This window comes from Henriciella barbarensis (assembly GCF_003576345.1).
GTDB lineage: Bacteria > Pseudomonadota > Alphaproteobacteria > Caulobacterales > Hyphomonadaceae > Henriciella > Henriciella barbarensis.
In genome coordinates, this window is the sequence record NZ_QWGB01000004.1 from 100788 (window position 1) to 122088 (window position 21301).

Annotated in this window: 24 protein-coding genes; 19 read left to right on the forward strand and 5 right to left on the reverse strand. The window is 60.1% G+C overall.

Annotation, left to right across the window (positions count from 1 at the left end; translation table 11 throughout):
• Nucleotides 1-39: 39 nt before the first annotated feature.
• The 10 genes from ahcY to D1224_RS01780 all read left to right on the forward strand — a co-directional run bounded on the left by ahcY (nucleotide 40) and on the right by D1224_RS01780 (nucleotide 11478).
• On the forward strand, nucleotides 40-1434 hold the full coding sequence (gene ahcY, locus D1224_RS01735) for an adenosylhomocysteinase (protein WP_233350350.1): 1395 nt from the start codon (nucleotides 40-42) through the stop codon (nucleotides 1432-1434).
• 127 nt (nucleotides 1435-1561) lie between these two features.
• The gene (locus D1224_RS01740) at nucleotides 1562-2833 is read left to right on the forward strand and encodes a parallel beta-helix domain-containing protein (RefSeq protein WP_119378218.1); all 1272 of its coding nucleotides are present in this window, start codon (nucleotides 1562-1564) and stop codon (nucleotides 2831-2833) included.
• On the forward strand, nucleotides 2830-3882 hold the full coding sequence (locus D1224_RS01745) for an SO2930 family diheme c-type cytochrome (protein ID WP_119378219.1): 1053 nt from the start codon (nucleotides 2830-2832) through the stop codon (nucleotides 3880-3882). Before D1224_RS01740 ends, D1224_RS01745 begins: the two co-directional genes overlap by 4 nt.
• Before the next feature lie 81 nt (nucleotides 3883-3963).
• Nucleotides 3964-4230 (forward strand): DksA/TraR family C4-type zinc finger protein, encoded by a 267-nt coding sequence (locus D1224_RS01750; protein WP_119378220.1) that lies wholly within the window; start codon nucleotides 3964-3966, stop codon nucleotides 4228-4230.
• A gap of 92 nt (nucleotides 4231-4322) precedes the next feature.
• Entirely contained in the window at nucleotides 4323-6170 is a 1848-nt protein-coding gene (locus tag D1224_RS01755) for a DUF2785 domain-containing protein (RefSeq protein ID WP_182482127.1), read from the forward strand.
• A gap of 98 nt (nucleotides 6171-6268) precedes the next feature.
• On the forward strand, nucleotides 6269-8713 hold the full coding sequence (locus D1224_RS01760) for a sensor histidine kinase (protein ID WP_119378222.1): 2445 nt from the start codon (nucleotides 6269-6271) through the stop codon (nucleotides 8711-8713).
• A gap of 135 nt (nucleotides 8714-8848) precedes the next feature.
• The gene (gene bioB, locus D1224_RS01765) at nucleotides 8849-9862 is read left to right on the forward strand and encodes a biotin synthase BioB (protein WP_119378223.1); all 1014 of its coding nucleotides are present in this window, start codon (nucleotides 8849-8851) and stop codon (nucleotides 9860-9862) included.
• A gap of 70 nt (nucleotides 9863-9932) precedes the next feature.
• A complete protein-coding gene (locus D1224_RS01770; protein ID WP_119378224.1) occupies nucleotides 9933-10586 on the forward strand; it encodes an HAD-IA family hydrolase in 654 nt (217 codons plus the stop codon).
• The gene (locus tag D1224_RS01775) at nucleotides 10568-11182 is read left to right on the forward strand and encodes a hypothetical protein (RefSeq protein WP_119378225.1); all 615 of its coding nucleotides are present in this window, start codon (nucleotides 10568-10570) and stop codon (nucleotides 11180-11182) included. Before D1224_RS01770 ends, D1224_RS01775 begins: the two co-directional genes overlap by 19 nt.
• Nucleotides 11183-11184: 2 nt before the next feature.
• Nucleotides 11185-11478, forward strand: a complete 294-nt coding sequence (locus tag D1224_RS01780) for a 4a-hydroxytetrahydrobiopterin dehydratase (RefSeq protein WP_119378226.1) — start codon at nucleotides 11185-11187, stop codon at nucleotides 11476-11478.
• On the opposite strand, the gene D1224_RS01785 is transcribed toward D1224_RS01780, so the two are convergent.
• Nucleotides 11475-13145, reverse strand: coding sequence for a response regulator (locus tag D1224_RS01785; RefSeq protein WP_119378227.1), 1671 nt, complete (start codon nucleotides 13143-13145; stop codon nucleotides 11475-11477). The two genes, D1224_RS01780 and D1224_RS01785, sit on opposite strands and share 4 nt — an antisense overlap.
• A gap of 172 nt (nucleotides 13146-13317) precedes the next feature.
• Here D1224_RS01785 and D1224_RS01790 point away from each other — a divergent pair, with 172 nt between their 5' ends.
• Both D1224_RS01790 and D1224_RS01795 read left to right on the forward strand, forming a co-directional pair.
• Nucleotides 13318-14091 (forward strand): SDR family oxidoreductase, encoded by a 774-nt coding sequence (locus D1224_RS01790; RefSeq protein ID WP_119378228.1) that lies wholly within the window; start codon nucleotides 13318-13320, stop codon nucleotides 14089-14091.
• Between the two features lie 89 nt (nucleotides 14092-14180).
• The gene (locus tag D1224_RS01795; protein ID WP_119378229.1) at nucleotides 14181-14555 is read left to right on the forward strand and encodes a VOC family protein; all 375 of its coding nucleotides are present in this window, start codon (nucleotides 14181-14183) and stop codon (nucleotides 14553-14555) included.
• A gap of 57 nt (nucleotides 14556-14612) precedes the next feature.
• Here D1224_RS01795 and D1224_RS01800 read toward each other — a convergent pair whose 3' ends face one another.
• Nucleotides 14613-15152 carry a hypothetical protein gene (locus D1224_RS01800; RefSeq protein ID WP_119378230.1) on the reverse strand — a complete coding sequence of 180 codons (540 nt, stop codon included), beginning with the start codon at nucleotides 15150-15152 and terminating at the stop codon, nucleotides 14613-14615.
• Nucleotides 15153-15224: 72 nt separating this feature from the next.
• The gene (locus tag D1224_RS01805; RefSeq protein WP_233350351.1) at nucleotides 15225-16445 is read right to left on the reverse strand and encodes an MFS transporter; all 1221 of its coding nucleotides are present in this window, start codon (nucleotides 16443-16445) and stop codon (nucleotides 15225-15227) included.
• Here D1224_RS01805 and D1224_RS01810 point away from each other — a divergent pair.
• The 5 genes from D1224_RS01810 to D1224_RS01830 all read left to right on the forward strand — a co-directional run bounded on the left by D1224_RS01810 (nucleotide 16437) and on the right by D1224_RS01830 (nucleotide 18628).
• A complete protein-coding gene (locus D1224_RS01810; RefSeq protein WP_119378422.1) occupies nucleotides 16437-16922 on the forward strand; it encodes a YggT family protein in 486 nt (161 codons plus the stop codon). The genes D1224_RS01805 and D1224_RS01810 overlap by 9 nt on opposite strands.
• Nucleotides 16922-17266: a DUF167 family protein gene (locus D1224_RS01815; RefSeq protein WP_119378232.1), complete on the forward strand. Its 345-nt coding sequence runs from the start codon at nucleotides 16922-16924 to the stop codon at nucleotides 17264-17266. Before D1224_RS01810 ends, D1224_RS01815 begins: the two co-directional genes overlap by 1 nt.
• Nucleotides 17200-18084, forward strand: a complete 885-nt coding sequence (folD, locus tag D1224_RS01820) for a bifunctional methylenetetrahydrofolate dehydrogenase/methenyltetrahydrofolate cyclohydrolase FolD (protein ID WP_119378233.1) — start codon at nucleotides 17200-17202, stop codon at nucleotides 18082-18084. Before D1224_RS01815 ends, folD begins: the two co-directional genes overlap by 67 nt.
• 90 nt (nucleotides 18085-18174) lie before the next feature.
• Entirely contained in the window at nucleotides 18175-18357 is a 183-nt protein-coding gene (locus tag D1224_RS01825; protein ID WP_119378234.1) for a hypothetical protein, read from the forward strand.
• Nucleotides 18350-18628, forward strand: a complete 279-nt coding sequence (locus D1224_RS01830; protein WP_119378235.1) for an HNH endonuclease — start codon at nucleotides 18350-18352, stop codon at nucleotides 18626-18628. Before D1224_RS01825 ends, D1224_RS01830 begins: the two co-directional genes overlap by 8 nt.
• Here the strand turns inward: D1224_RS01830 and D1224_RS01835 are convergent.
• Entirely contained in the window at nucleotides 18592-18954 is a 363-nt protein-coding gene (locus tag D1224_RS01835) for a YbaN family protein (protein ID WP_119378236.1), read from the reverse strand. The two genes, D1224_RS01830 and D1224_RS01835, sit on opposite strands and share 37 nt — an antisense overlap.
• A 65-nt stretch (nucleotides 18955-19019) precedes the next feature.
• Here D1224_RS01835 and D1224_RS16390 point away from each other — a divergent pair, with 65 nt between their 5' ends.
• Both D1224_RS16390 and D1224_RS01840 read left to right on the forward strand, forming a co-directional pair.
• The gene (locus tag D1224_RS16390) at nucleotides 19020-19160 is read left to right on the forward strand and encodes a hypothetical protein (protein WP_182482128.1); all 141 of its coding nucleotides are present in this window, start codon (nucleotides 19020-19022) and stop codon (nucleotides 19158-19160) included.
• A gap of 53 nt (nucleotides 19161-19213) precedes the next feature.
• Entirely contained in the window at nucleotides 19214-20050 is an 837-nt protein-coding gene (locus D1224_RS01840; RefSeq protein WP_119378237.1) for an SGNH/GDSL hydrolase family protein, read from the forward strand.
• Nucleotide 20051: 1 nt separating this feature from the next.
• Here D1224_RS01840 and D1224_RS01845 read toward each other — a convergent pair whose 3' ends face one another.
• Nucleotides 20052-21218 (reverse strand): BaiN/RdsA family NAD(P)/FAD-dependent oxidoreductase, encoded by a 1167-nt coding sequence (locus tag D1224_RS01845; RefSeq protein WP_233350352.1) that lies wholly within the window; start codon nucleotides 21216-21218, stop codon nucleotides 20052-20054.
• Nucleotides 21219-21301: the final 83 nt, after the last annotated feature.

Below are 21301 nucleotides of genomic sequence, written 5' to 3' on the forward strand. Positions count from 1 at the left end.
GGTTAAGTGGCGAAATAAATCATATAAAGGATCATTGATATGGCTAATGACTACGCCGTCGCGGACCTCTCCCTGGCGGGATTTGGCCGCAAGGAAATCGCAATTGCCGAAACCGAGATGCCAGGCCTTATGGCTGCGCGCGAAGAGTATGGCGCAGAGCAGCCGCTGAAGGGCGCACGCATCGCTGGTTCGCTGCACATGACCATCCAGACTGCCGTGCTTATCCAGACGCTGGAAGCGCTGGGCGCTGAAGTGCGCTGGGCAAGCTGCAACATCTACTCCACGCAGGACCACGCTGCCGCGGCAATCGCCGATGCCGGCACGCCGGTCTTTGCGCACAAGGGCGAGACGCTCGAAGAGTACTGGGATTTCTGCGACAAGATCTTCGAATGGCCGAATGGCGAGCTGATCAACCTCATCCTCGATGATGGTGGCGACGCGACCATGTACATCATTCTTGGCGAGAAGGCCGAGAACGACCCGTCCCTGCTCGACGATCCGAAGTCCGAGGAAGAGATCTACCTCTTCAAGCAGATCAAGAAGCGTATCGCTGCAACGCCGGGTTGGTTCGCCAAGGTGAAAAAGGAAATTCGCGGCGTGTCCGAAGAGACGACGACCGGTGTGAACCGCCTTTATCAACTCGCCAAGCGCGGCGAGCTGCCCTTCCCGGCCATCAACGTCAACGACTCGGTCACCAAGTCGAAATTCGACAACAAGTATGGCTGTAAGGAATCGCTGGTCGACGCGATCCGCCGCGGCACCGATGTCATGATGGCTGGCAAGAAGGCGTTCGTCGCTGGCTATGGTGATGTGGGCAAGGGTTCTGCAGCGTCGCTCGCAGGTTCTGGCGCACGCGTCACGGTTTCCGAAGTTGACCCGATCTGTGCGCTGCAGGCTGCCATGGACGGCTTCGACGTCCAGACGCTGGAAGACTATGTCAGCGAGGCTGATATCTTTGTCACCGCAACCGGTAACAAGGACATCATCACGGTCGATCACATGCGCGCCATGAAGGACATGGCGATCGTCTGTAACATCGGCCACTTCGATAATGAGATCCAGGTCGAAGGCCTGCGCAATTTCAAATGGGAAAACATCAAGCCGCAAGTCGACATGATCACCTTCCCGGATGGCAAGCGCATCATCCTTCTGTCTGAAGGACGTCTCGTGAACCTCGGCAATGCGACGGGCCATCCGTCCTTCGTGATGTCAGCGTCCTTCACCAACCAGACGCTGGCCCAGATCGCCCTTCACAAGAACCAGGGCGAATACAAGAACGACGTTTACACGCTGCCCAAGCACCTCGACGAGAAGGTGGCGCGCCTGCACCTCGGCAAGCTGGGTCTTGGTCTTACGGAACTGTCCACCGATCAGGCCGACTATATCGGCGTGACCCCGGAAGGCCCGTTCAAGCCAGACCACTACCGCTACTAGGCGGCAGCTGTTCAGACACGCGAAAGAGGGCGCTGGAGAAATCCGGCGTCCTTTTTTTACGCCGGGTTGCCGAAGCAGACAGAAATAGCGAAAGTGGAGACCGATCTATCAGTTGAAGGAATGAGTTATGCGCAAACTATTGTTCGCCGCAGCGAGTGTGAGTGTCCTGGCTGCGTGCGGCGGCGCTGGGGACGGCTCTGACAGCGACGCATCGGGGAACCAGTCGTCGGTAAACGGGACGTCCAGCAGCGCTTCCGATGGCACCATTGAGGCGGGCGATGACTTCGCACTGCGCCTCCAGACGGCGCTCATCGAAGCTGAGCCAGGTAGCACGATCACGCTTCCGGCTGGCACGTTCGCCATGACGGACGGTCTGACGCTGGACGTGGATGGGGTCACCCTGCGCGGGGCATCCCCGGCCGAAACCATTCTCGACTTCAAGAACCAGATGGGTTCGGGCGAGGGGCTTCTGGTCACGTCTGACGATGTCACGCTGACAAATTTCACCGTCCGCGACAGCAAGGGCGACGGCATCAAGTCCAAAGGCGCCGACCGCATCACCTATTCAAACGTGAAGGTCGAATGGCTGGGCGAGCCGAGCGAAGACAATGGCGCTTACGGTATCTACCCTGTTGAGAGCACAGACGTTCTTGTCGAGGGCAGCCATGTGCGCGGTGCGTCTGATGCAGGCATCTATGTGGGCCAGTCGGATAATATCATCGTTCGCGACAATATCGCTGAATTCAACGTGGCGGGTATCGAGATCGAGAATTCGTCAAATGCCGTCGTGAACGGCAATGTCGTGCGCAACAATGCGGGCGGCATTCTCGTCTTTGACCTTCCAGACCTGCCGGTCATGGGCGGAAACACGACGCTGATCAGAAACAATCTGATCGAAGACAACAATACGCGGAACTTCGCACCTCCGGGCAATATCGTGGCAAGCGTTCCGTCCGGCACCGGTGTCATCATCATGGCGAATGAAAAGGTCATGGTTCGCGACAATAACTTTGCCAACAACCAGACCGCCCACGTCCTGATTACTGCATACTCGCAGGACTTCAGCGATGTGGATTACAATCCGCTGCCACGCAATATTGAGGTGCGCAACAACACCTATGGCGAGAGCGGCTACAACCCGCAGGGCGATCTTGGTGACCTGGCATCACTGATTGGCGGTAATCTTCCACCCGTCATCTGGGATGGCGTCACGAGCTGGGGCGATAACCCCGATTCGGATTTGAACATCTTTATCAATGAGCCTGACAGCGTCGGTTTCGTGAACCTTGGCCTTGGGGCCTATCCGGTCGATGTGTCGGCCGCCTCGCCGAGCATGGACCGCCCGGCAGGGGAAAGCATTGGTGCCATCCCAACCGTGAAGCTCTCTCACGCCGAATGAGAGTAGCGCTCGCCGCTTGTCTTGTCCTGTTGCTGCCTGCCTGCGGGCAGCAACAGGTACCAGCAGGACCGGACATTGAAGCCATCCTTGCGGCGGGGCCAGCCGAGACGCTGGCCGATTATGGGCTTTTTACGGATCCATCAGCGCGAGAGCCGTCTGAGGGCGTTATTTCTTACGACCTTATCAATCCGCTCTTTTCCGATCATGCGAGCAAGCATCGGCTGATCTATGTGCCTGAGGGGCAGGCGGCAGGCTATCGCGGCGGCGAAGAGGTACTCGACTTTCCGGTTGGCACCGTCCTCATCAAGACATTTGCGTTCGCGCCAGACATGCGCAGCCCTGACGAGGGCGAGCGCTACCGTGAAACCCGGCTTCTGATTCGCAAGGAAGATGGCTGGGCCGCTTATCCCTATGTCTGGAACGAGGATGAGACCGAAGCGCGCTATGCGCCCGCCGGAGCATGGCTCGATCTCGCCTTTACCGACCCCTCCGGCGCGCCTGTCGAGATCGACTACCGTGTCCCCAACCAGAACCAGTGCAAGACCTGTCACCAGCTCGGCGACGCTATCGCCCCGATCGGCCCGAAAGCGCGAAACCTCGCGCATGAGGGGCCGTTGGGTGTGGGTCAGATCGAGGACTGGACAATGCGTGGAATGCTCACTGGGGCGCCGGATAGCGTCGAAGCCGTGGCCGACGTGCATGATGTGAGTTTGCCGCTCGATCCGCGGGCGCGTGCGTATCTCGATATCAATTGCGCCCATTGTCACCGGGCAGAGGGCTCTGCTTCCAATTCGGGCCTATGGCTGGGTTGGGAAGAGCAGGAGGCCGTTCGCATCGGGTTCGGCAAACATCCAACGGCTGCAGGTCGCGGATCAGGAAGCGGGACAGTGGTGATCGAGCCCGGGGCGCCGGACGCGTCGATCTTGGTTTACAGGATGGATTCGGCCGAGGCAGGGGTCGCCATGCCAGAACTTGGCCGCGCCCTGATCGATGATGCGGGCGTCGAACTTGTCCGGGCCTGGATCGAGGATATGCCGACGGAGAACTGAAGGCCGGGGCGGAAAGGTTGCCGGTTCGGAACCCGCGCTGCCGCCTGACTGTTGAGTCTCTGCACTCGACAGGAGGTTTTCATGGCAGGTGGATGGTCGCGCGACGGCGCGGTGCAGGATCAGATCGACGATTCGATCAAGGATGAGCTGGCGCGCATTCAGGCGGCCCGCCCGGCTGGTGAGAGCCTGACCCACTGCGCTGAATGCGGTGAACCCATCCCTGAGAAGCGGCGAGAGCTCGTCGCAGGCGTGCGCCATTGTATCGAGTGCCAGCGCGAACTGGATGCCGAACGCAGTGCGCGCGGCGGCATCAATCGACGCGGCTCGAAGGACAGCCAGCTTAAATAGCGGGCAGGCCTGCTCAATTCAGGAAGGTGCGCTTGCCCCGCAGATCGGCTGGCCGCATGATGCCAGCGGGTTCGCGCAGCTGGGGTCAGAGCATGGCGTCATCGCTTTTTCGGAAACTGGCGCTTGCGGCGGCTTGTATTGCGCTTCCTTTCTGGTCGCATGTGACAGCTGAAGAAGCGCCGGTTGTAGACGAGGTGGCTCAGTCCGAGCAGGCTGACGAGCCGAAAGAGCCCCCAGAACCGATAGCTGAACCTGCTTCGGCCGGCGGGGATGCAGCCCGTGAGCCCGTCGCAGCTTCCGTCAGTGCGTGGATGGACCGGCCGCAGCTGCGCCTGCCGGAAGATTATCCCGATCGCACGCGCATCCTGCGCGGGGATGTCGACCCTTATGAAGTGTTCTGGGAAGTCCCTGAAAGTTGGGCGGTGCGCGGCGGCATGTATGCCGAATACGATACGCTGGAAGCTTATGGACGTATGCGCGAAGCCGCTGCACGTGACGGCGTTCACCTCGTCATTCTGTCTGCTTTCCGGTCGTTCAGGCATCAGCGCTTTATCTGGGAAAATAAATGGCAGGACCGGCATGAGCGCCTGTCCGGGGTCAGCGCGCGGGACATTGCGCTCAACATCATGCGCTACAGCGCGATGCCGGGCACATCGCGCCATCACTGGGGGACTGAAGTCGACCTCAACGCTTTCAACAATGCCTATTTCGACACGCCCGAGGGCAGGCCTGTCTATGACTGGCTGCAGTCGCACGCGGCCGAGTATGGCTTCTGCGAGGTCTATTCGGCGCGCGCCAGCGGGCGTAGGGTAGGCTATGAGCCAGAGCGCTGGCACTGGTCATACATACCGACCGCGTCGCGATATCTTGCCGCCTATGTCGAAGCCGATGAAGCCGCGCCCCACGGCTTTGCAGGAGACGAGGCGGTGCCGGACATCGAGTGGCTGTCTGAGTTTGTGCTCGGCATCAATCCCGACTGTCTCTGGGATGCGTCCCAAGCAGGAGATGGGCGCTCCTTGCCCGCGCCTCTCATCCTCTCGAAGGTGGACGAGGCAGCGGAGCGTTCCGCTCCGGATGAACAGCCGCTGCTGGATGGCGGGCAGTGCATCCCGGAAGGCTGGACGCACGACATCCTGCTGCGCTGGAAAGAAAGCGGGTTTCCGCTGACAGAAGGCGAGGGCGCGGCTGGCTATCTCGCCATGCTGGAGCATTGTCTTGCCGACCCGAACCCGGACATCCGCGACGGCATCGCCTATGAGGGCATCAGCGGCATATTGAGGTCCGAACACGCAGAAGAGGCAGAGCTGCGCGAGCTGAGGCAGAGCCTGCTTGCCCGCTTGGCAGATACGGAAAGCGATCCGCTGGGCTTTTCGCGGCCCTTCGCGGCGCTTGCACTGGCGGAAGTCGCGCGCACAGACCGGACCAGTCCATGGATGAGCCAAGGGGAGCGGCGCACACTGTTGGCGGCTGGCGCTGACTATACGGCGAATGTGCGGGACTATCGCGGATTCGTAGAGGGCGAAGGCTGGCGGCACGGCGTGGCACACGGCGCGGACCTGCTCATGCAGCTGAGCCTCAACCCGGAAATCGGTGAAGGTGAAGCGTTCATGATCGCCAAGGCGGTGTTTGACGCCATCGGCGCCATAGAGGCGCCTGTCTTCAGCTTTGAGGAGCCGCAGCGCCTTGCCCGGCCGATCCTGTTTCTCGTGCAGCGCGGACTGCTCACAGAAGAACAGATTGCGATCTGGATGGAGGTGCTGGCAGACCCGGCGCCGCATGACAGCTGGCAGGACGCGTTGCAGGATGATGAGGCTGCGGCGCGGCGTGAGAATATCAGAGCGTTCGCCACCATCCTGCTGGAGACGGCGCAGAGCCGGGAGGCGCGCGACCTTGATGCGGTCGTCACGGGCGCCGAACATCTTCTGAACCGCGTGCCATAAGGGTTACCACCGCGTTAACCCGGGCTTAACGCGAACGGGTCAATCGGTTAACATTTGCGCATTGCGGCGCGACCTGTGGAAAGTGGCGAAGGTAACGGATGACTGCAGAATACGTCTCCCTGATCATCTCTGGCGGTGCGCTGGCGCTTGGCCTTGCCTTCATCCTGTGGGCCCTGCGGACATCCGACGGTGCGCGCGGCGCAGCCCGGAAGTATCGCGAGCGGTCTGCTGAAGCCGAGACGGACCTCGCTGCGCTCCAGTCTGTGCTTGGTGCGCATCCGGGTGTGATCCTTGTCTGGCAGGGGGATGAGCTTGAGGACGCGGATGATGATATTGCGCCGCCGCAGATACATGGCTCGCCGGTCGCGCTGGCGGGGCTTTTGAAGTTCACCGATGAGGCGGTGTCTGACGACCCGTCCATCCGGATCATTGAGGGGCTTGCTGACCTTGAGGCGCGCGATGGCGCTGGCAAGGATACCACGCTGCGCGAACGCCTGCGTGAACTGCGTGAGCATGGCCAGCCTTTCTCGCTGACGCTGATCGGCCCATCGGGCCGTTTCCTTGAGGCCGATGGGCGCACGGCCGGCGCGCGGGCCGTGGTCTGGATTACCGATTCGACCATCAAGGGGCTGGAAGAAAGCTCTGCACGTGGCAAGTTGGAAGAGACGCGCCAGATTATTGCGCGCGACCCGACGGCGTTTCTGGACATGTTGGGCAAACTGCCTTTCCCGGCCTGGCGTGTTTCGGGTGTCGGACGCCTGCAATGGGCGAACGACGTCTATCTGAAGGCTGTGGACGGCAAGTCGCTGGATCAGGCGCTGGACCGCCAGCTCAAACTTGACGACAAGACCGACGAGCAGCTGCGCCGCACGATCACCGAGCAGCGCGACATTGATGCGGTGCGTAACCTCGTCATTGAAGGCGAGCGGCGCTCCATGCGCATTTTGAGCTTCCCACTGTCTGGCGGCGCAGGTGCGATTGCCTTCGACGTGTCAGAGCAGGAAGCGGCCCGCGATGAGCTGAACCGCCATGTGCGCGCGCATGATGAAACGCTGAACCATGTCGCCGATGGCGTCGCCATCTTCGGCCCGGACCGGCGCCTTACCTTCTACAACCGCGCCTTTTCCACCATGTGGGATTTCGATGAGAGCTACCTGCTCGATTCGCCGACCCATGGTGAGCTGCTGGACCGGCTGCGCCAGGACAGGAAGCTGCCGGCGCAGGCTGAATATGCGACCTGGCGGGCCGATGAGCTGTCTCACTACCGTGAGATTACCGGTATCGAAGAGGATACGTGGTCGCTGCCTGATGGGCGTACACTTTCAGTCACACGCCAGCGCCACCCAATGGGCGGGCTGCTGCTGCTGTTCAAGGACATTACGGGCGAGCTCGACCTGCAGACGCGCTTCAATGCGCTGATCAAGACACAGACCTCGACCTTGGACAGCCTGCGTCAGGCTGTGGCGGTGTTTGGCTCTGATGGCCGGCTGAAGCTGTCCAACAAGGCATTCGAATCGCTCTGGCATCTTGATGCGAGCGACGTGAAGAATACGCCGGACTATGACGATGTCATCGAAGCATGCCTACCGCTTTTCAGCGACCGGAACCGCTGGAGCGAGATCAAGGGGCATATCACTGACCCTTCAGCGAATGCACGCCGGACCACCGAAGGCGAAATGCACCGCGCGGATGGTACCGTGCTGCACTACATCACCCAGCCCCTGCCGGATGGAAACACGCTGATCGCCTTTGCCGACGAGACGGCCCAGCGGGCCGTTGAGGGCGCGCTCCGTGGGCGCGCTGAGGCGTTCGAGGCGGCTGACAGGCTGAAGACGGAATTTGTACGGAATGTCAGCTATCAGCTGCGTTCTCCGCTGACGACCATCCTTGGCTATGCAGAATTTCTCCAGTCGGAAACTAATGGTGAACTAAATTCGCGTCAGATGGACAATGTGAATTCGATCCTGACCGCCTCCGACCATCTCAACAAGCTGATTGAGAACATTCTCGACCTCGCCCTGATCGAGGCCGGACGAATGGATCTTGACCTTGAAGACTTCGCCCTTGCCGAAATCGTGCAGGAGGGCATCGACCTTACTGTCGGCAAGGCATCGGATACCGAAATCAATGTCCATGCGGAGATCGGTGACAATCTCGGCACAATCCATGCCGACAAGCGCCGTATCCGCCAGATCCTGTTCAATTTGCTTTCGAACTCTATGCGGTTCACTGAGCCGGGCGGGGATATCACTGTGTCCGCCACCCGCGTCGAGAACATGGCGATCCTTTCAGTGCGCGACACGGGCAAAGGCATCGATGCAGAGCACCAGGCGTCGAGCTTTGACAGCTTTACCTCGTCAGACCAGCGAGGCGCGGGCCTTGGCCTTGCGCTCGTGAAAAATTTCGTCGACCTGCATGGCGGTAATGTCGGCATCAAGTCGACCCCCGGCGGCGGAACCGAAGTTGTCTGCTGGCTGCCAGTGACCGCGACGGTCAATCGTCAGACCGATTGGGATGTCGCGCCTGCACGCGCTTCTGCGTAACGCACCCCAAAAAACCGCGTCGTCGATGAATGTGGCGGGTTGAACCGCGCCTGCTTTGCCTTGAAAACGCAACCGAAGGCCGTTCGCGTATGCTTCTCTGCATAGCGGCGAGCCATTTGAGGGAGAGATATTTTCATGGCTTTTACTGGACTCACACCCCGGCATGACTGGTCACGAGAAGAGATTGCGGAGCTTTACTCCCAACCTCTGGATAGCTTGATGGGGCAGGCGCTGGCCGTGAAGTCAGCGAACTGGGCGGATGGCAAAGTCCAAAAGAGCCAGCTTCTCTCCATCAAGACTGGCGGGTGCGCGGAAGACTGTGGCTATTGCAGCCAGTCTGCACACTTTGATACCGGGCTGAAGGCTGAAAAGCTGATGCGGCTTGAGGACGTGGTCGCCGCCGCACGCGAAGCAAAAGAAGGCGGTGCGGACCGTTTCTGCATGGGCGCGGCCTGGCGCAACCTGAAAGAACGCGATGTGCCGAAGATCGCTGCCATGATTTCAGCGGTAAAGGCAGAAGGTCTGGAAACCTGTGTCACCGCCGGCATGCTGGAACCGCAACAGGCCGCCGCGCTCAAGGAAGCGGGCCTCGACTATTACAACCACAATCTAGATACCTCGCGAGAATATTATACCAGCGTTGTATCGACCCGGACCTATGAAGACCGGCTGGAGACGCTGGCGCATTGCCGGGAGGCGGGACTGAACCTCTGCGTTGGCGGTATTCTTGGCATGGGCGAAGGGCGCGATGACCGCATCGGCCTCATCCATGAGCTGTCGAAGCTTGAACCTCATCCAGAAAGCGTGCCGATCAACATGCTGGTGCCGATCAAGGGGACGCCACTGGGCGAAAGCCCGCCGGTCAGCGTGATCGAGATGGCGCGTGCTATCGCTGTCTGCCGGATAGTCTTCCCAAGAAGCTGGGTTCGCCTTTCAGCGGGCCGCGACGAAATGAGTGAGGAAGGTCAGGCGCTCTGCATGCTGGCGGGGGCCAATTCGATCTTTGTCGGCGACCGGTTGCTGACGACCGATAATCCGGGCGAGACGCGCGACGAGGCGTTGCTGGGCGCGATGGGCTTTGAGCATGCCAGCCGCGAAGAGACGGCGACACCTCAACCCAAGGCCAGAACCCGGCTGATCGGTGCCTGAGTAATTCGATCCCCATCTCGTCGGAGCGACATGGTCGACACGTGCCGGAGCGCAGGATAGACCTCGTGACATGACAACTAATATCCAAGCCGTGATCTGGGATTTTGGCGGTGTACTTACCTCCTCTCCCTTCGAAGCGTTCAACCGCTATGAGGCCGAAAAGGGCCTTCCAAAAGACTTCATTCGCGGTGTGAATGCCGTCAATGGCGACACCAATGCCTGGGCGAAGCTGGAGCAGTCAAAGGTGACCGCGGACGAGTTTGATACGCTGTTCCGCAATGAGGCCGAAGCGCTGGGTCACTCGGTGCCGGGTAAGGACATACTGGGCCTGCTATCGGGCGATCTTCGCCCGCGTGTCGTCGAGGCGCTGAAGCGCTGCAAGGCGAAAGTGAAAGTGGGCTGCATCACCAATAATGCGCCGGTGGGCAAGGGCGCAGGCATGCAGGCCGATGAGGGCAGGGCGGGCGAGATCGAGAAGGTGTTCGGCCTGTTCGACGAGATGATCGAAAGCTCGAAGCTTGGGATCCGCAAACCTGATCCACGGATTTATGCACTGATGTGTGAAGCGCTGGATGTCGATCCGAAGCATTGCGTCTATCTTGATGATCTCGGCATCAACCTGAAACCAGCCCGGGCGATGGGGATGACGACAATCAAGGTACTGAATGAGGATCAGCTTCTGTCTGACCTGGAAGCTGCGACTGGATGGATGCTTACAGACTGACTTCAATCCGCCTCCTCGCAGGCGCCGTCCTGATGGCCGGGCTGGTCGCCTGCGGTGAGGAAGACGTGCGTGAGACGGTCACGCTGCAGGTCGAGCAGGCCCCCGAATACATGTTGCCAAGCCGTGAGCCGGAGGGCGACCGCACGGCGCTTAGCGCGCTGGCGCAAGAGACGATCGGGCGGCTTCGCGGGATTATCGAAAGCAACTCGCTGCGTCGGCTGACGCGACTTGCAGGGTCACAGTCTGGCTTTGTCTCTAATTTTGCTGGCGCATCCCATGGCGACCATTGGGACTTGCTGCGCCGGACAGGGTTCGACCCCATCCTTCGCCTCGAAGAGCTGCTCGACGGACCATACGGGGTGAAGATGGTGGCAGGGGAAACCTGGTATGTCTGGCCCGATCTCGCGGCGCTCGAGCCTGAGGCGCTCCTGCCTGAGCGGCTGAACTTCAGCCAGAGGGCGCGGCTTGAGGAACTGGTCGGCGAGGCAGGGATTGCACAGGTCAGGGAAGGGCGCGGTTATCCCGGTATTCGCACGGCGATCGCCGAGGATGGCCGATGGCTCTACTATGTTCACGAGATATCAGGTGAGGAATAGCCATGACTGACAAGCTGAAAGTTGAAGACGTCCTGTCGAAGGTCAAAGGCTGGGAGGCCGCCGACGGCGATACGGATGCAATTACCAAGACATTCAAGTTCGAGGACTTTGCGACGGCCTTCGCCTTTATGAGCGCGAGTGCCACCCAGGCCGAGAAGGCCGATCACCACCCTGAATGGTTCAACGTCTACAATACGGTCGAGGTTACGCTGACCACGCATGATGCGGGCGGCGTCACGCAGAAAGACATTGACCTCGCCACAGTAATGGATGGCTTCGCCGCCAAGTTGGCCTAAGCGCTCATCCGCTGGATCAGATTGTCGATCGCGCCGAGCGCCTCGGCATCTTCCGCGCTGCGCTGTGCGGCGACTTCAGGGCCTGCCGCAGACATGCACCGGCTCATGGTCGCGATGAGCTGGCGCTCGTCGATTGGCTTTGAGACGTAATCTGACATCCCCATCTTCATGTAACGCTCGCGGTCGCCCGCCATGGCATCGGCCGTGAGTGCGATAACCGGCAGGCTCTCAAACGCGCCGCCCATTGCGCGCAACCGTTTGAGCGTTGCTGGCCCGTCCATCTTCGGCATGTGGATGTCGAGCAACACGATATCGATCTTTGAATTCTGGAGAACTTCGAGCGCTTCCTCTCCGCCAGACGCTTCGAGGACGTGCAGTCCCACCGGCTCAATGAAGAGACGCGCAACGCGGCGATTGATGCGGTTGTCGTCCACCACGAGGGCCGTCTTGCCACGGAAGTCGACGATACGCTCGTCACGAATTTTCACTTCGTGCGGCTTGAAGCTTTCCGGGATCTGCGGGGCGGACTGATATTCGGGAAGAGTTGCTTCAAAGCTGAGCGTAAAGATGGAGCCCTTACCCGGCTTGCTGACGACCGCCACATCGCCGCCCATCATGCGGGCAAGCTTTCTGGTAATGGCAAGGCCAAGCCCGGTGCCGCCATAGATGCGGGTGGTCGAGCGGTCTGCCTGCTGGAAGTTCTCGAACAGGCTCGCAACCTGGCCCTCATCCATACCGATGCCGGTATCCGATACATGCACCTTAAGGCGGACGCGTCCTTCCTTGTCCGTCGGCTCGCATGTCGCAGCGACGATGACACCGCCCTCGGACGTGAATTTGAGGGCGTTGGATACGAGATTGTCGACGCACTGGCGAAAGCGCACGGGGTCGAATTCGAGGACGGAGGGGACCGACTTGTCGACGATCACGCGGAGGAAGAGACCTTTCTCTTCGGCTTTCGGACGATAGAAGCGCTCGGTCCGTTTCAGCTTGTGCCGGAAGTCATCTGCGATAGGGGCGATGTCGAGCTTGCCAGCCTCGATCTTTGAGAGATCCAGAATGTCGTTGAGCAGCGTCATCAATGACTTCGAGCAATCTAGGATGGCGCCCACCATTTCCCGCTCGTCAGTATCGAGCTGGCGAGACGCAAGCGCCTGCGCCATACCGAGTATGCCGTTAAGCGGCGTGCGGATCTCATGGCTCATCGAGGCCAGGAATTCGGATTTCGCCTCGCTCGCGGCCTGTGCTTCGCGTTTGGCGTGCCGCAGCTTGCGCTGGTTTTCCTGAATGTCGGTGATGTCATGGCTGAGGCAGAGCACATTGCCGTCCGGCATGGGCGAGAAGCTCGCCTTGATCGTGTTGCCTTCGCTTGTCTGTACATCAATCGTGCCGAAAGACCGTATTTTTTCGACCAGCTGGCGCGAATAGTCGACTGTGCTGAACCGCTCGCTGTCCTCGATGATCGTGCGCGTACTGGCGAGCATCGCTTCGTCGAGGGTCTTGCCGGCCGATAGCTGGCGATAGAACTCCGGGAAATGGTACCTGGCGGTTTCGTTCACGAAGAGCAGTTCGAAATTTGGACCATGCAGCGCAAAGCCGTTTTCTATGCCTGCCACGGCATCAAGGACCTGGTTCAGCGAAAGATTGATTTCGTTGCGGTGCGACACGCGCCATCCCCCTTATATTTTGCCGGTGAGAGAACAGCAAAATCATTAAAAAAGCTTCACGGCGGGGAAGACACCGCCTGAGACCGGGCAAGGTTCTGCCTTGACGCAAGCGGATGAAGCTGGAACTGCAACCGCTACACCAGAGAAAAACAAAGCGAGAGGAGCGCGCATCATGGGCAGAGTTTCAGGCAAGAAGGCATTCATTACAGGCGGCGCGCAGGGACTTGGCGAGGCCACTGCATGGATGCTCGCGCGGGAAGGCGCGAAGGTCGCCGTCACAGACGTGAATGGCGATGGCGCGACCAAGGTCGCTGCCGCGATCAATGCAGAGCTTGGCGATGGCACCGCATTCGCCTGGCAGCATGACGTGACCGATGCGGAGCGCTGGCAGACCGTCCTGAAAGAAGCCCACGACGCGATGGGCGGGCTCAATGTGCTCGTCAATAATGCCGGTATCGGCTCGCTCGGTTCTGTCGAGGATGAGAATTACGAGATGTTCCGCAAGGTCCAGGAAGTCGATGTCGACTCGATATTCCATGGCTGCAAATACGCCATCCCATTGATGCGCGATCACGGTCTTGGCTCGATCGTGAACATCTCCTCGATTGCCGGGATCATCGCGAGCGGCAACTATATCGCCTACAACACGGCCAAGGCGGCTGTGCGCCACATGTCGAAGTCGATCGCGCTTCACTGCGCCAAGACCGGCGGACAGATACGCTGTAATTCGGTCCACCCTGTTTTCATCAACACGCCGATCCTCGATCGCACCAAGGAAATGTTTGGTGAGGAAGAGGGCCTCCGAAAGCTTGGCCGCCAGATCCCGCTCGGCAAGGTCGGCGAGCCGGATGATATTGCCTATGCGGTGCTCTATCTTGCCTCTGATGAGAGCAAGCTGGTCACAGGCATTGAGCTCAAGGTGGATGGCGGCATCTCTGCGATGTAGTCCACTTGACCCGAGGCCTTGGGTCAAATTCCGCTTGTCGCGCCTTGTTGTTCATGTTATGTTCCAAAACCTGAAAACGGAGGGGACTGATGATCGGGTACGTGACATTCGGAACGAATGACATTGAGCGGGCGGCAAAATTCTACGACGCCATAGCCGCCGAGATGGGTAATGGGCGGATGATGGACACAGAGACTTTCGTCGCCTGGGGCACTTGGGATGGGCCGGCTGGGATCGCGGCGACAAAGCCGTTCGATGGCAAGACCGCAAGCGTCGGGAACGGCACCATGGTGGCCCTGCAGGCGAAGGACCGGGCGCAAGTCGACAAGCTGTACGAAATCGCGCTGGCCCATGGCGGCAGTGATGAAGGGGCACCGGGCCCACGCGGCGAAGATGGCTTCTACGCAGCCTATTTCCGCGACCCGGACGGCAACAAGCTCAACGCTTTCACCATGGGCGGATAGAAAAAGGGCCGGAGGCATAATCGTCTCCGGCCCGGTTTCTGCGTCTTGGCTGCATGCCTATTCCATGTCGCTCTCGGTAACGGCTGGCATGCGGATATAGGTGAGCGTGTTCCCGCGCGGATATGAGGTGAGCTGCAGCTCTGCTTCGGTCAACGCGATGATGCCGTAGCAGAGGGTTTCATTGCTCTCTGCGCCAGTCATGGTGATGAGCTGCATGTCACTCGTGTCGCCGGGCGCATCAGGGCAGCTATCGACCGTCTGAAGCGTTTCGGTACTGAGCACTTCGCCGTCATACATCATGGTGACGGTCCCATCGAGAATTGACATCTTCGAGAGATTGTCGTCGCCGGAAACCCAGTCGCCTTCAAGCGCGGCCAGTGTTTCGTTGGCGGCGTCCATGTTGGTATCGGACATGGTCATATCCATGTCGCCGCCCGGTTCTTCATCAAGGCCGATCTCAGGGTCTTCGGTCAGCGAGCCTTCGCTTTCGATCGGGTCGTCGGCAGCTGGCGTTTCGTCCACGGTTTCAGGACCGCCGCAGGCAGCAAGCGCAATCGCCGCGGTGCAGCCCGCTAGAAGTTTCAGGTTCAGTTTCATTCGGTCAGCCTCCTTATCTTTGAGTCAAAAGCTAGCCGCATAATCGGAAGCGGCAAGTCTGGCCTGACCTGCTCAGGCGGTGCGGCGCATTTCGCGGATTACACGGTAAGCAAGGAGCGAGAGCATCATGGCCGCGCTGACGAAGAGGGGCAGGCGGCTGTCGAGGGTATATAGAGCGGCGCCCAGCAACGGTCCGAAGATGAAGCCTGAGGGCGGTGCGGCGGACAGAAGCGCGGCGGCCTTTCCCTGCTCATGCCGCTCGACGGACAGGCTTCCCAGGGCGTTCGCTGCGGGCACTGACATGGCCGAGCCGGCGCCGACCAGGCAAAAAGCGGCGCACATGGCTGTAAAGTCGTTGAGTAGCGCTGCGCCAATATAGCCAGTGCCAATAAGGGCAAGACCAATCGGCAAAATCTTGCGCGGGGAAGGGTTCAGGCGCTGAACATATCCAAATTGTACGATGATCATCATGACCGCCATACAGGAAAAGACGATCCCGACGGCCTGGACCGTTTCAGCTTGCGCAATCTCGAACCGGTCTTCCATCAACCAGGCGAGCGTCTGCTGGATCGCGCCAACGGCGATGAAGTAGCAAAGCAGGAAGGCAAGATGGGGGAAGACGCGCGGGTCTCGCATCCGCAGCGGCTCCGGGCGACTAGTGTCGCGATGTCCGCGCGACTTCGGCAGGGCGAAAGCGATGATCACGCCGGCTACCGCGCAAAAGATGATGGAGCCCCATATCGGCGCAAGCGCGCCTAGCTTTGCAAGAATGCTGGAGCCTGCAGGGCCGAGGATTGAGCCAAGTGCCATACCAGCGCTGAGCATGCCTAGCCCCCCGGCGCGCGTTGCAGGCGTCGTGGCATCCGTCATCGCCGCCATGGCGGCGGGTTGGAGGCCGGGTGAGAGAAGGCCGAACCAGAGGCGCATGAAGGCAAGCAGGAAGAAAGTTGATAGCCCTGTTACAAGCCCGGCAAGCGCGGCCTTGAGGGCAAGAACGAAGAGCGTGTTCGTGCCAGCCATTGCCATCAGGGAGAAAACCATGACGCGTTTGCGCCCGAACTGGTCAGCCCAGCGCCCCCATTGCGGGATCATCAGCGCGTAAATGGCTGCCGACAGGGTCAGAATGCCTGCGACCTCAATCTCGGTAAGGCCAGCTTCCCTTGCGAGCGGTGCGACCACCACGAAATTGATTGTCATGCCCGCGCCCATGGCGACGTTCGCAAAGGCGATGATGGCCTTCTGCCACGCACTTAAAGGGCGCAATGGCTGTTCGGTTTCGCCTTGATGCAGCATGTGCCCCCACTTCGTGCGCAGGTTGAAGATGGAAGGGTTTCTCGCCTGCGGCAAGCGGACTTCTCAGAAAAGCGCGGCTTCCCCAAAGTGAACCTGCGCAGCTTCCATATTGCAGAAAGCAGGGCATTCAGCTTAGTCAGGCCTCTTAAATGGAAGGAGATCAGACCCGTGCAGGACCTCGCTTTGGCGCTATACCAGTACTTCGTTTATCCGATCCTGACGCTGATCCTATTTGCGTTGTTTGCGTATGTGATCATGAGCTGGCTGTTTACGTTCAACGTGCTCTCACCCTATGGGCAGATCGCCCGCCAGATCTATTCCATGCTGGAATCCGTCCTTGAGCCGCTGCTGCGCCCGATCAGAAATACGATCCCGCCGCTGGGGCAGCTTGATCTGTCCGTCTTCATCCTGGCGCTGCTGATCCTGTTCTTCCGCGACTGGCTGTTCCCGCAACTCCTCTTTGCGATGCCTGGCTGATGCGTCTCTCGGTCCGGGTAACGCCGAATGCTTCGGCTGACCGTATCGAAGGGCTTACCCACGATGCCGACGGGCGACCAAGCCTGAAGCTGCGCGTGTGCGCTGTGCCTGAGAAGGGCAAGGCGAATACGGCGGTTGAGGCGCTGCTTGCCAAGGCGCTGAGCTTGCCGAAATCTGCCGTAAAGGTGGTGACCGGGCAGACGAGCCGCACTAAAGGCGTGCACATCGAAACCGAACCCGGCAGCGCAGCAGCGCGCCAGGTCGAGGAGGATGGGCGATGGCTGAACGTATCGATGGCAAACAGGTCGCAGCAGATGTGCGCGCAAAGATTGGCGAGGCGGTGAAATCGCTTCCCGGTCAGCCGACACTCGCCGTCGTGCTGGTTGGCGAAGACCCGGCCAGCCAGGTCTATGTGCGAAACAAGGTGCGCCAGACCGAAGAGGCCGGCATGCGGTCCCTGCATCATCATCTGTCGGTCGCTGCGAGCCAGGATGAGGTCGAGGCGCTTATTTCCCGTTTGAACGGCGATGATGAAGTGGATGGCATCCTCCTCCAGCTGCCGCTGCCCGAGGGCCTTGATGAGCAGCGCGCCATCGAATGCATCGCGCCGGCGAAAGATGTGGACGGTCTGACGGAGGCAAGCGCTGGGCGCCTGGTCCTCGGCAAGGACGGGCTTCGTCCGTGTACGCCAACGGGCTGTGTCATCCTCGCGAAGTCAGTCCTAGGCGATGATCTTTCCGGCAAGAATGTCGTTGTAATCGGTCGGTCCATCCTGGTGGGCAAGCCTGCCGCGCTTCTCTTCCTTGCTGAAAACTGCACGGTAACGATTGCGCATTCGCGTACGAAAGACCTCGCCGCGCTTTGCCGGACGGCCGACATACTGGTGCCTGCCGTTGGACGGCCGCAAATGGTCAAGGGCGACTGGGTAAAGCCGGGCGCTGTCGTGATCGACGTCGGCATCAACCGGATCGATGCACCCGAAAAAGGCCAAGGCAAGACGCGCCTTGTTGGGGACGCGGACTTCGGCGACTGTGAGAAAGTGGCCGGACATATCACGCCCGTACCGGGCGGGGTTGGTCCGATGACGATTGCCTGCCTGCTGCGCAATACGGTGATTGCGGCCTGCTACCGCCGTGGCTGGTCGCTTCCGTCGGGTCTGTAGCGATTGAGGGGCATGTCTGCTCAAGCGCGGTGAACCAGCTGGCGGCGAAGTCGTTATAGACGCTGGCAACTAGGCAGGAGAGACAGCGACATGCAAAAGCCGAAAACATTTCTGGGCTGGGCCGGCGTGGTCTTCATGCTCACAGTCCTTGCCGTCATCGTCATGGTCGCGGCGAGTATCGCTTTTGTCGTTGTTGCGGGGGTAGCGATAATCGGTGCGGTGATCTCGCTCCTGCTTCTACTGGCCAAGCGCAAGGCGAGCAGGGATGGTTGAACCGCGGCCGCTGAGCCGTGCGAATTTCGATAGCCTATGGGCGGCGCAGTCAGGGCAATGCGCCTTGTGCGGAAAGGCGATGCCGCGTGGCCGGTTCGATGTTGCGCATGCCAGCATCTGGAAGAAGCAGCGACCAACCTTTGATCATATCGTTCCAAAGGCGGCGGGCGGCCCGGACAGGCTGGAAAATCTCCAGCTGGCGCACGCTGTCTGCAACAAGCGCAAGGGCAAGCGTCAGGCTGGCGGCGTCGACGGGCGGGATGCCACATAGGCCATGCCGCAGGCGATGAGGGCGAGCGCGGCGGCGAGCCATGACCAGCGCCCCCAGAGAATTGCGGTCGAAATGCCACCTGCCAGCGTCATGCCGATCAGGGCACCTGATTTCGACTTTCGCGACAGTGTACCGTCTTCGACAAAGTCGCGGATCGGTGTGCCGAAGCCAGGGCGTCCATAGATCCAGTCTCGCATGGCAGGACTGGAGCGCGCAAAGCAGAGCGCCGCGCCAATCCAGAACACGGTAGTCGGCCAGACAGGCAGGAAGATGCCGATCGCGCCGAGACCAAGCAGCAAAAATCCGAGGAAGCGGGCGATCATCATGACGGTGTCTTCGCGCTCCTCGAAGCTGACCCTTCACCATTTGAAGTCAGGACGTCGTCTGGCAAGTGCCAGATACGCTGCTCGCCGACAAGCTGGATGCTGGTTTGATGGCGATCAGCTTGCGTATTGGCGGGCGTGGGATCAACAGCGGTCACAGCATGGACAAGCCGCAACGGTTGTCGCTATCAAATCCACTGAACTCTTAGTTTAGCGGGTGACACGCTCGCCCAGTGTCTCGTGTCTCGGGAGTATCGAGGGAATGATGTCAGGACTTCGTCTTTTGCTTGCGCTGGCAGTCAGTGCGCTGATCGCGGTTGCACCATCGGCTGGCCAGGCCGGGCCGCAGGACGAGAACTATGTGCAGATGGCGAACTATCGCACGCCGGATATGCCTGTCGTTCATCTGTTCGGTGACAGCATCATGCGCGGCTATGCGCTGCGGAAATTCCCCGACCAGTACACGCCTGAAGAAGCTGAGAACGAAATCCTGTGGCCGTTGCGCTCTCCGGCTTCGATGCTGAAGTTCATCTCCGATGGAGATTACTGGGCCGGCTATGCCGGGGGCACAGGCCTGCCCTATACGGAAGACCCTCGCGGTAATACGGTCTATGCACGCGTAGATAATGGCCAGGTCTTTGATAACGACTTCATCGTGATCAGCGACGCCGGTGAGCACAACAACAATCCGGCCGCCTACTATCTCATGCTCAAAAGCCTGCGGACCCTGCTCTGCGACTATGACGTGGATGTGCTCTACGTGAACACCTATGACGACATTGCGCCGGGTGCCTTGGCCATCGACGACGAAGATCAGTATCGCTGGTCTGTCCCGATCGACGGGGTCACAATGAACTCCACCTTTGCGAAAGCGGCTGCCGATGAGATGCCCGATTGCAAGGCGGATGCGCACCTGATCGATATCGTGCCTGACATGAAAGCGCTCGAAGGGCGCGGGCTTTCACCGATCCAGTCAGATGGCATCCATCCCAATATGACAGGGCAATGGCTGATCGCCTACAAGATCGATAGCAAGGTTCGCGAGATCATGCTGGCGCGCGAGATGGCTGAGCACGACGAGGCTTCAACCGAGCATTAGGTCAGGCGATGGCCTTTGCGCAGGCGTCAGCACTGGCCCAGGCCCACTGGAAATTATAGCCACCGAGCCAGCCTGTGACGTCAACACACTCGCCGATGAAGTAGAGACCCGGCTGGTTCTTGCTTTCCATTGTCTGGGAAGACAGCCCATCGGTATTGATGCCGCCTGATGTCACTTCGGCCGTGCGCCAGCCTTCCGTGCCGACAGGAACCACGCGCCACTTCTTCAGGATCAGCGCGATGTCATCCATCTCACCCTTGGAGAGCTGGGCGAGCTGCTTGTTAGCCGGCATGGTGGGCCAGCTCGCGATATAGCTTGCAAGCCGCGCCGGGTAGCGTTTGCCGAGCCAGCTTGAGAGGCTCGTGCGGGGCTGACTGTCACGCGCGGCGCGCAAATCCTCGAGAACTGGGTCGCCGGGGGCGAGATCAATTTCGACAGGCTGGCTTTCGTGCCAATAGGTGGAGGCCTGCAGCATAGCGGGGCCAGAGAGGCCGCGATGGGTGAAAAGCATCGCTTCGTGGAAGCCAGGCCCGTCGCCCGCTTTCGCATCAACCATGCATGAGACGCCTGAAAGCTCCGCGAAAGCATCCTTAAGCTCGCCGGAGAAGGTGAAGGGCACCAGCGCCGGGCGCGTCGGAATAATGTCATGACCGAACTGGCGCGCGATGTCATAGGCAAGGCCGCTTGCGCCCATTTTCGGGATTGAGAGCCCACCCGTCGCAACGATGAGGTTTCGGGCGCTGACGGGGCCTGCAGACGTCTCGACTTCATACCTGCCGCTTCGGTGAGTGACTTCACCAATGCTGGTCTCCAACCGCAGCTTGCCGCCGGGCGCGGTCAATTCGTCCACCAGCATATCGATGATGGCGCCGGACTTCTGATCGCAGAAGAGCTGGCCAAGCGTCTTTTCGTGCCAGGTGATCCCGCGCTGGGCCACCCGGTCGCAGAAGTCCCACGGGCTATAACGGGCCAGCGCCGACTTTGCGAAATGGCGGTTGGCCGAGATGAAATTGGCCGGGCTCGTATGAATGTTGGTGAAGTTGCAACGACCGCCGCCGGAGATGCGCACTTTCTCTGCAGGGCGCTTGGCGTGGTCGAGCACGAGGACGTCTGCGCCGCGCTCAGCGAGGCGCCCGCCGCAGAAGAGCCCCGCAGCGCCAGCGCCCAAGATCAGCGTATCAACGCGTTCAGACAGTTCGCAAATCCTTAAAAAGTCTCAATCTGGCCCTGTTCGCGGCATAGCAAACTCCT